9 protein-coding genes are annotated in these 9,395 nt (G+C 39.2%); all 9 read left to right on the forward strand.

Features of this window, described 5'->3' with window-relative positions; genetic code table 11:
* The first annotated feature begins 5 nt into the window (after positions 1 to 5).
* The 9 genes from RRB46_RS03190 (at position 6) to RRB46_RS03230 (ending at position 8,601) form a co-directional block, all read left to right on the forward strand.
* Positions 6 to 824, forward strand: a complete 819-nt coding sequence (locus RRB46_RS03190; RefSeq protein WP_311537459.1) for a diacylglycerol kinase — start codon at positions 6 to 8, stop codon at positions 822 to 824.
* Complete coding sequence (gene cdd, locus RRB46_RS03195; protein ID WP_311537460.1) at positions 821 to 1,216, forward strand: cytidine deaminase; 396 nt, start codon at positions 821 to 823, stop codon at positions 1,214 to 1,216. Before RRB46_RS03190 ends, cdd begins: the two co-directional genes overlap by 4 nt.
* Positions 1,213 to 2,094 carry a GTPase Era gene (gene era, locus RRB46_RS03200; protein ID WP_311537461.1) on the forward strand — a complete coding sequence of 294 codons (882 nt, stop codon included), beginning with the start codon at positions 1,213 to 1,215 and terminating at the stop codon, positions 2,092 to 2,094. Before cdd ends, era begins: the two co-directional genes overlap by 4 nt.
* Positions 2,081 to 2,857 (forward strand): DNA repair protein RecO, encoded by a 777-nt coding sequence (recO, locus tag RRB46_RS03205; RefSeq protein WP_311537462.1) that lies wholly within the window; start codon positions 2,081 to 2,083, stop codon positions 2,855 to 2,857. The genes era and recO overlap by 14 nt, the downstream gene beginning before the upstream one ends.
* Positions 2,847 to 3,728 carry a glycine--tRNA ligase subunit alpha gene (gene glyQ / locus RRB46_RS03210; RefSeq protein ID WP_296126818.1) on the forward strand — a complete coding sequence of 294 codons (882 nt, stop codon included), beginning with the start codon at positions 2,847 to 2,849 and terminating at the stop codon, positions 3,726 to 3,728. Before recO ends, glyQ begins: the two co-directional genes overlap by 11 nt.
* On the forward strand, positions 3,721 to 5,784 hold the full coding sequence (gene glyS / locus RRB46_RS03215; protein ID WP_311537463.1) for a glycine--tRNA ligase subunit beta: 2,064 nt from the start codon (positions 3,721 to 3,723) through the stop codon (positions 5,782 to 5,784). Before glyQ ends, glyS begins: the two co-directional genes overlap by 8 nt.
* Before the next feature lie 9 nt (positions 5,785 to 5,793).
* Positions 5,794 to 6,630 carry a pyruvate, water dikinase regulatory protein gene (locus RRB46_RS03220; protein ID WP_311537464.1) on the forward strand — a complete coding sequence of 279 codons (837 nt, stop codon included), beginning with the start codon at positions 5,794 to 5,796 and terminating at the stop codon, positions 6,628 to 6,630.
* A 10-nt stretch (positions 6,631 to 6,640) separates the two neighbouring features.
* Positions 6,641 to 8,173, forward strand: a complete 1,533-nt coding sequence (gene guaA, locus RRB46_RS03225) for a glutamine-hydrolyzing GMP synthase (protein ID WP_311537465.1) — start codon at positions 6,641 to 6,643, stop codon at positions 8,171 to 8,173.
* A 125-nt stretch (positions 8,174 to 8,298) separates the two neighbouring features.
* Positions 8,299 to 8,601 carry a hypothetical protein gene (locus RRB46_RS03230; protein WP_262121629.1) on the forward strand — a complete coding sequence of 101 codons (303 nt, stop codon included), beginning with the start codon at positions 8,299 to 8,301 and terminating at the stop codon, positions 8,599 to 8,601.
* Positions 8,602 to 9,395 lie beyond the last annotated feature (794 nt).

Below are 9,395 nucleotides of genomic sequence, written 5' to 3' on the forward strand. Positions count from 1 at the left end.
ATATAATGGATAATAATTACGACAAACTCAAAGAAAATTTAAAAAAGGAAATCTTAGAAGAGCTAAGGGAAGATGAGCCAGAAGTAGCAGGCGAGGACTATGAGCCTTTAAAACTAAGCCACGGGCAAAAGTTTTTAAAGGGCTTTGACTATGCCTACGAGGGCCTAGTCTATGCCATAAACCACGAAAAGAACATGAAATTTCACTTCCTAGCCAGCATTCTGGTCTTGGTGGCATCCTTATTTTTCAGCCTATCAAGGATTGAGATGATGTTTTTAGTCTTTGCCGTGGTCTTTGTAATTTCCCTAGAGCTTATGAATACAGCTCTTGAAAATGCAGTAGATCTAGCAAGCGGGGGTAAGTATTCCAAGCTTGCCAAGGCGGCCAAGGATGTATCTGCTGCAGCTACCTTTGTTGCAGCCATCAATGCCCTTTTTGTGGCCTATCTTATATTTTTTGATAAGTTCTTAACTTTCTACGATTCAGTAATCCTAAGGATTGCTAGACGTCCTTCCCACCTTGCCCTAATTACCATTTCATTAGTAATTATTTTGACGGTATTTTTGAAGGGGGTCTTCTACGAAGGCCACGGAACAGCTATGAAGGGCGGTTTCGTGTCAGGCCACACATCAGTAGCCTTTGCCCTTGCAACCATGGGAGTCTTTCTAATTGACGAGCCCCTTGTAAGGTTGATCCTGGGCGGCATGGCTCTAATAGTTGCAGAAAGCCGCTATGAGGCAGACATCCATTCTACAAAAGAGATAATAAGAGGAGCCATCCTTGGTATATCCATGGCCATGGCCATATTTGGGATATTTTCATGACAGAGATAAAAGATTTAATAAAAAGAACCATAGCCCTCAAAGAAAAGGCCTACACGCCCTATTCACACTTTAGGGTGGCAGCCACAGTCAAGATGAAATCTGGCAAGATCTATGAGGGCATAAATATAGAAAATGCAGCCTATTCGCCAACCCTTTGCGCAGAAAGATCAGCCCTAGCAGGGGCCATCAGTGCGGGCGAGAGGGAGATAGATACCATAATCATAAATGGCGATAGCGAATATACATATCCTTGCGGGGTATGCAGGCAATTTATAAGAGAATTTGCCGATAAGGACACAAAGATAATAATTGCAAAGGATGAGAACTCATATAAGACCTATACAATCGATGAGCTCTTGCCATATAGCTTCAGCAAGGAGGATTTAGAATGAAATCAGGCTTTGTATCGGTGGTAGGCAGGGCCAATGTGGGCAAGTCTACCCTCATGGAAAAGATTTTGAGGGAGAAAATCTCAATCATTTCCAACAAGCCCCAAACCACCAGAGATAAGATAAATATAATATACAACGACGATGAGTCTCAGATAATTTTCATAGACACACCAGGTATCCAAAAGCCAAGAAATATCCTTCAGGAAAGGCTCCTTAGCTTTTCTAAGGAAAGCTTAAACGAGTCAGACCTTGTGACCTTTGTCGTGGATGATTCAAAAGAGATTGGCAATCTTGATAGGATGATAATTGACGAGCTTAAGAATGTGAGAGTGCCAATAATTTTACTTATAAATAAGATTGACTTACTTACAGAAGATGAGCTTTTTGACCTAGAAGACCTCTATGATGAGGAGGGTATTTTCGATGCAATTTTGCCAATATCAGCCCTTGATGATAAAAACATCGACAAGTATATTTCCCTAGTCAAAAGCTACCTAAGGGAAGGCCCAGCCTACTACGACAGGGAAATGATTACTGATAAGACCGAAAGATTTGTAGTAAGCGAGATAATCAGAGAAAAGGCCCTAAGGCTTTTATCAGAAGAAGTCCCACACGGCATAGCTGTAAGGATTGATGACTTTAAGGAAAGAGAAGATAAGGACATCATCGACATCAGGGCTTCAATCATTATCGAGAAAAATTCCCACAAGCAGATAGTAATTGGCAAAAATGGCCAGATGATCAAGCAAATCGGCATCGATGCCAGAAAAGAAATCGAGAACTTTTTGGCAAGCAAGGTCAATCTCCAGCTTTGGGTCAAGGTTGAAAAGGACTGGAGAAAGAAAGAAAAGTTGGTAGACCGCTTTGGCTACAAGTGACCTAAAGGATATAGAAGGCATTGTCCTAAGGGAGTTTAAATACAAGGAGTCCTCTAAAATTATCGAACTCTTCACCAAGGACTTGGGCAGGATTTCAATCAATTGCCAGTCAGTCCTTAAGAAAAACTCCAAAAACCTAGGTCTTACTAATCGCTTCATCCTAGCCCACTACGACCTTTACAAGAGCAAAAAAGATTTTTACGGCCTAAGGGAGGGCGTGATCGTAGAAGCCTTCCCCAAGTCAAGCAAAAATTTCGATATAATTTTATACAAATCAGCCATAGCCGATCTGCTTTTAAGGACAATCGACGCTATCCAGATAGAAACAGTTTACAAACTTCTATTAAATAGCTTTATGGCCTTTGAAGAGGCTGATTCTAATTTTATAAATATATTCTTGGCCTTTTACCTCAAATACGCATCCTTTTCAGGTTTTAAGCCCAACTTTAAAACTTGTGGGATTTGCGGTAAAGATATAAGAGGCCACGGCCTTTATTTTTCACCAAGAGAGTCCTCGCTCATATGCGAGACTTGCAAGAAAAAGGCAAAAGATAGCGTATATTTGACTCTTGAAGAATACAAATATTTTAATAAACTCCTTTACACAGAGTCAAAAGAATTAAAAAATATAAAATTAGTGGAAAATTACGAAAAAATCGGCAAAATAATAATAGACTACACTCTTAAGAACCTAGACTTAGGATATTTTCCATCCGTCAAATGGGTCCTTAAGACACTCGAAAGGAATATAAATGTACTTTGAAGATTTAATTTTAAAACTAGAGGAGTATTGGAAAGAGCAAGGCTGCTCAGTAATGATTCCATACGATATAGAAAAGGGTGCAGGTACCATGAACCCTCACACCTTTCTTAGAGCTCTAGGACCAGAACCATGGAAGGTATGCTATGTAGAGCCTTCTAGAAGACCAGCAGATGGTAGGTACGGCCAAAACCCAAACAGACTTTACCAACACCACCAAATGCAAATATTACTTAAACCAACCCCAGCCAATATCCAAGATTTATACCTAAATTGCCTAGAAGCCATTGGAATAGATCCAAAGGCCCACGACATAAGATTTGTAGAAGACAACTGGGAATCTCCAACCCTCGGTGCTTGGGGCCTAGGTTGGGAAGTATGGCTAGATGGGATGGAAATCACCCAATTTACCTATTTCCAACAAGTAGGCGGCATCAACTGCACCCTAGAAAGTGGGGAAATAACCATAGGACTTGAAAGAATCTGCATGTACCTCCAAGATGTGGACAATGTCTATGACATCAAATGGTCAGAAAACTTGACTTACGGAGACATCTTCAAGACACCAGAATACGAAAACTCCAAATATTCATTCGAAGATGCAGATAATGAAACCCTAGAGACCTTATTTAATATCTACGAAAAAGAAGCAGGAAGACTAATAGAAGCAGGACTTGTATATCCAGCCTACGACAATGTCTTAAAATCAAGCCACACCTTCAACACACTTGATGCAAAGGGTGCTATATCTGTTTCAGAAAGAAATCACTATATCAAAAGAGTAAGGGATATTTCAAGCCTAGTAGCAGAAAAATATATAGAAAAAAGAGAAGAAGAAGGCTTCCCACTCTTAAGAAAGGAAAAAGATGCATAATTACCTATTAGAAATTGGTGTAGAAGAAATACCTTCAGCTTATGTCAAAAATACCAAGACCCAGCTAAGGGAAAAATTCACAAAGCTTCTAGAAGAAAATAAATTTTCTTATGAGGCCATTGAAATTGAATCCACACCAAGAAGATTTATGATCAAACTCGTAAATGTAGAAGAAAGCCAAAAAGAAGAAATTAAATCTGTAAGAGGACCAAGTGTAAAGATAGCCTATGATCAAAATGGCACAGCAACAAAGGCCCTAGAAGGATTCTTAAGAGGCCAAGGGGCAAGCCTTGATGATGTGATTATAAGAGAAGTAAAGGGCGAAGACTATATCTTTGTAGAAAAGAAAGAAGAAGGCAAAAGCCTAGAAGAAGTCCTAAAAGAAGAAGTCTTTGAACTAGTCAAATCCATCTCCTTCCCAAGGTCAATGAGATGGGGCGGCAAATCCATCAGATGGGCTAGACCAATCAGATGGTTTGTTTCCCTATTAGATGATAAAGTTTTATCTTTCGATGCAGATGGCATAGAAGTAGGAAATATCACCAAAGGCCACAGGTCTTTAGGGTCTGACCATATAGAAATAGAATCAATCGATACTTATGAAAAACAACTTAAGGATAATTACGTAATCCTAAGGGGTAAGGACAGACAAGACATCATCCAAAGAGGCCTCAATTCCCTAGCAGGCCAAGTAGGCGGGACCTACATGAAAGATGAAGACCTCCTAGATGAGGTAGTAAATATTGTCGAATACCCAACAGTCCTAGTAGGCGATATAGACCAAAGCTACCTAAGTCTACCAAATGAAGTAATCACAACACCAATGAAGGACCACCAAAGATATTTCCCAATCTTAGATGACAAAAACAAGCTCCTTCCATATTTCCTCCTAGTAAGAAATGGTGATGACTACAAGAGTGAAAATGTAATAGCAGGCAATAAAAAGGTCCTAGTGGCAAGGCTAGAAGATGCCAAATTCTTCTACGACATAGACGCATCAAAGCCACTTGAATCTTATTTGCCAGAGCTAGATAAGCTAGTATTTTTCGAAGGCCTTGGCACCATGGCCCAAAAAACAGCTAGACTAGTAGATTTATCCGAAAGATACCAAAAAGAACTAGGCCTAGGTGATGACATCATAGAAGATGCAAAAAGAGCAGCTAAGCTTTCAAAGGCAGACCTAGTCACAAAAATGGTAGTAGAATTTACCGAGCTTCAAGGAACCATGGGTGCAATCTATGCCCAAAACTCAGGTGAAAACCAAAGAGTAGCAGAAGCAATCAAAGAGCAATATCTGCCAAAGGGAGCAGGAAGTGACCTACCAAAATCAGTAACAGGAATTCTTCTTTCAATAGCAGATAAGATGGACTCTATAGTAGGCCTTTATGCCATAGAAAAATACGTCACAGGCTCAAAAGACCCATTCGGCCTAAGAAGGGCAGCGCTTGGAATCATAAATATAATCCTTGCAAATGGCATTGACGTAGACCTAAGAAAGCTAATTTCAGAAGCCCTCTTAGTTTACACAGAAGTAAATGCCCTAGCCTTTGACTATGACACAACTCTAGATAAAACTCTAGCCTTCATAAAAGACAGGCTCAAAAACAAACTTTTAGATGATGGCTATAGGTATGATATAGTAAATGCAGTAGTAGATACAAATAATACCAACATCCTAAGGATGAGTGAAAAGGTAAAAGCAGTCACAGCCTTCATAGATGAAAATGAAGACGGCCTATCCTACCTAATCAGGATAAACAACCTAGCCAAAGATACAGGAGCTGACCTAGTAAAGGCAGACCTACTACAAACAGACCTAGAAAGATCTTTTTACGAAACCATATCAAATATCGATGAGATAGCCCTAGTAAATGCAGCTGACTACAAAAAAGAGCTAGAAAATATTCAAGCCACAGCCCTAGTCGGCAATGAATACCTAGACAAAACCATGATAAATGATGAAAATGAAGAGATCAAAAACAACAGATTAGCTATGCTAAATCAAGTACAAAAGAGGATAGCTAGGATATTTGATATATCACAAATAGTAAGATAGGAGGATTTGATGGACGATGTTTTAACGATTGTGATAATAAGTGACTCCACCGGAGAAACCGCAATAAACTATATGAAATCAGTAACAAGTCAATTCCCAGACCTAAAAACAACCGTGAGAAGATTCTCAGATATAGTCGATACAGAGGAAATAGAGGAAATCCTAGCCGACCTTCCATCCTATTCGATAATTGTCCAAACTATAGCTAACAAAGAATTGACCCAATATCTTAGAGCAAGGGCCAAAGAACTAGATATAACAGTCTTAGACATCCTATCCTATGGGGTAAATAAGTTTGAAGAATTCACCGGCCACACAGCAATCAGACAAAGAGGCCTCACCAGGACCCTATCAAGAAACTACTTCGAAATGATAGAAGCCATAGAATTTGCCATCCAATACGACGATGGCAAAGACTTTAGAGGCTTTCTAAAATCAGACATAGTCCTAGTAGGAGTATCACGCACATCTAAGACACCTACAACCATGATTCTAGCCACCAAAAACTTCAAAGTCTCAAACCTACCCCTCGTGCCAGAGGCCAAACTTCCACAAGAGCTCTTTGAAGTCGACCCAAGAAGGATAATAGGCCTAATCATAAATCCAGACAAGCTCTCAGACATCAGAGAAACAAGGAGCAAGTCCCTAGGCATAGTTGGTGAAAGCAAATACTTTGATAAGGGAAGAATCCAAAAAGAGCTAGAATACGCCAAAGAAATATTTTCTGACCTAGACTGCAAAGTCATAGATGTAACAGAAAACACAGTCGAACAAACAGCCACAGAAATTGTCCAATATTACTACGAGAACTTCCCAGAAGAAAAGGAAGCACGAAACTTAAATTAAAGGGGAAATAATGAAGAAAGAAAAAATCCTAGTCTTAAACTTCGGCGGCCAATACGACCAGCTCATAGTAAGAAGAGTAAGAGAAATGGGAGTCTATGCAGAACTTCATGAGTGCGACACCAATCTCAATGAAATCAACCTAGACAACCTAGCAGGTATCATCCTAACAGGCGGCCCACAATCAGTAAACGATAGCGAAAGCCCAAAAGCCGACAGCAAAATCTTTGACCTAGGCGTGCCAGTATTAGGCATCTGCTACGGCCACCAATACATAAATTATGTAAACGGCGGCACAATCGAAACACCAAACCTAGCCGAATATGGCAAAACCGACCTAAAAGTAGATAAGGAAAGCTGCTTATTCAAAGACATCCCAGAAGAATCCATAATCTGGATGAACCACAAAGATAGGGTAAAAGACCTAGCAGAAGGCTTTAAGTCAATCGCATCCACAGCCAACACAGATGTAGCAGCCATGGAAAACACAGACAAAGGTCTCTACTCAGTCCAATTCCACCCAGAAGTAGTTCACTCAGAATACGGACAAAAAATCCTAGAAAACTTCGTCCTAGGAATATGTAAGGCCGAAAAAACCTGGAAAATGAAAGACTTCGCCAAAGAGATAATAGCAGAAATCAAAGAAAAATACCAAGGCGAGAAAATGATCTGCGGCCTATCAGGCGGGGTAGATAGCTCAGTAGCAGCAACCATAGTCTCAAAAGCCATAGGAGATAATCTCCAGTGTATCTTTGTAGACCATGGCCTACTAAGAAAAGACGAAGCCAAATCAGTCATGGAAACCTATAAGGGCCTAGGCCTAAACGTCAAAATGGTAGACAAATCCAAAGAATTCCTAGACCTATTAAAAGGCGAATCCGACCCAGAAACAAAAAGAAAAATCATAGGCAACCACTTCGTAGAAGTATTCGAAGAAGAAGCCAAAAAAATCGGCGGAGCCAACTATCTAGTCCAAGGCACAATCTACCCAGATGTCATAGAATCTGGCAAAGACAAGGCAAGCGTAATCAAAAGCCACCACAACGTAGGCGGCCTACCAGAAGACATGGACTTCAAAGGCCTAGTAGAACCACTAAGACTCCTCTTCAAAGACGAAGTAAGAGCCCTAGGTGAAGAAATAGGCGTTCCACACGACATGGTCTGGAGACAACCATTCCCAGGACCAGGCCTTGCCATAAGAGTAATAGGCGACATCACAGAAGATAAACTAAGAATAGTAAGAGAAACCGACGCTATCCTAAGAGAAGAAGTCAAAAACTTCGGCCTAAACGAAAAAATCTGGCAATACTTCACAGTATGGACCCCAATCAAAACAGTAGGAGTAAAAGGAGATGCCAGAAGCTACGACAACGTCATAGCAGTAAGAGCAGTAACAAGTACAGATGCCATGACAGTAGAAGCAGCAAACCTCCCATACGAACTAATGCAAAAACTATCAAACAGAATGATAAACGAAGTAGAAGGAGTAGGCAGAATAGTCTACGACATAACCAGCAAACCACCAGGAACAATTGAATGGGAATAAAAGTATAATATGACTAGGTGGGGGAATGCCATTTTTCAACGGTTTAAACAAACATAAAACCACTTAAAACCATATAAATTTATCTTATTCCCTATCAAAATCCTATCAACATAGGAGGTTTAAGAATGGAATACATCACAGAATTTAATAGGTTAAAACATCACATTATAACTAACTACGGACAGCCTAATTGGCTACTACTTGTTAGAGGTACGGGTCTAACTTTACATGATCCAGAAGTACAACCGTTAAGAGATTTATGGTATGGCAGTGATGATAGTAGTAAACTATCATTAAAAGATTTAAATAACCTGCACCCACAAACAAAACTAGAGTATATCGAACTCAATAAAAAATTAGTTGAATTACTAAATGATTTTGAAAAAGAGTTTGAAGTTTATTATAACTATTTAGAAGAAAGAAATTAAAACGAAAAAATCGAAGATTTTAACAATGGCGCCTTTTGCTATTTTACAAATATGAGTATAATCAACCACTCATTTTGTCAAATAGCAAAGGGCGCCTTAACTTTATCCAAATGTTCTGTATATCATAGGCAAGTGTTAACCGAAAAAATACCCGTAATGAAGCGTAATGGAATAATAAATAGAGCGCGTTGTAGGTTATCTTATAGTGCTATATTTAGTATGTAATGGAGCGCAATGAAGGGTAGTTTTGAATTAACTCTTGCCGTAGGATGAGTGTAGGAGCTAAGAACCTAGATAGACCTCCCGGAATGGTTTTTAAATACTGCTATACAAAGTTGGATGCCTCAAATGCCAATGGATGATTTTGAAGCATCAGTTTTTCTTACAGTTACTATAATTAGCATTGCTTTAATAGTAATAGGTTTCTTGGGGTATAGTAGAAGGGATATGAATGAAGGAGCTTAAATTGATTGAATAGTAAATAGTGTAATCTAATGATTTAAATTCTTGTGTTGTAGGTTTTAACATTAGTCGATGAAAGCAATTAAATTTTATTATTACAGTTTCATATATTTGATAAGGATAGAAGTATTCTAAACTAGAATTATATTTCGATTCTTTTGGCGACCATTAGAAAGCTAGTCGTTATGTTCCCACGAACGTACAAATTAGTCGATATGTTCCCATATACAACAGTTTCGCTAAAAATCATAAATACATCAATGCTATCAACTCGTCCCACGTTGAAGCAGCAATTCTGATGACGTATTGTGGTTTGGACAAGGAATAATAGG

The organism is uncultured Anaerococcus sp. (genome assembly GCF_963512375.1).
Taxonomy (GTDB): domain Bacteria; phylum Bacillota; class Clostridia; order Tissierellales; family Peptoniphilaceae; genus Anaerococcus.

Bases quoted from the DNA above. Each gene is read 5' to 3' on its own strand.
- RRB46_RS03190 (WP_311537459.1), top strand. From the start codon at position 6: ATGGATAATAATTACGACAAACTCAAAGAAAATTTAAAAAAGGAAATC.
- cdd (WP_311537460.1), top strand. From the start codon at position 821: ATGACAGAGATAAAAGATTTAATAAAAAGAACCATAGCCCTCAAAGAA.
- era (WP_311537461.1), top strand. From the start codon at position 1,213: ATGAAATCAGGCTTTGTATCGGTGGTAGGCAGGGCCAATGTGGGCAAG.
- glyQ (WP_296126818.1), top strand. From the start codon at position 2,847: ATGTACTTTGAAGATTTAATTTTAAAACTAGAGGAGTATTGGAAAGAG.
- glyS (WP_311537463.1), top strand. From the start codon at position 3,721: ATGCATAATTACCTATTAGAAATTGGTGTAGAAGAAATACCTTCAGCT.
- RRB46_RS03220 (WP_311537464.1), top strand. From the start codon at position 5,794: ATGGACGATGTTTTAACGATTGTGATAATAAGTGACTCCACCGGAGAA.
- guaA (WP_311537465.1), top strand. From the start codon at position 6,641: ATGAAGAAAGAAAAAATCCTAGTCTTAAACTTCGGCGGCCAATACGAC.
- RRB46_RS03230 (WP_262121629.1), top strand. From the start codon at position 8,299: ATGGAATACATCACAGAATTTAATAGGTTAAAACATCACATTATAACT.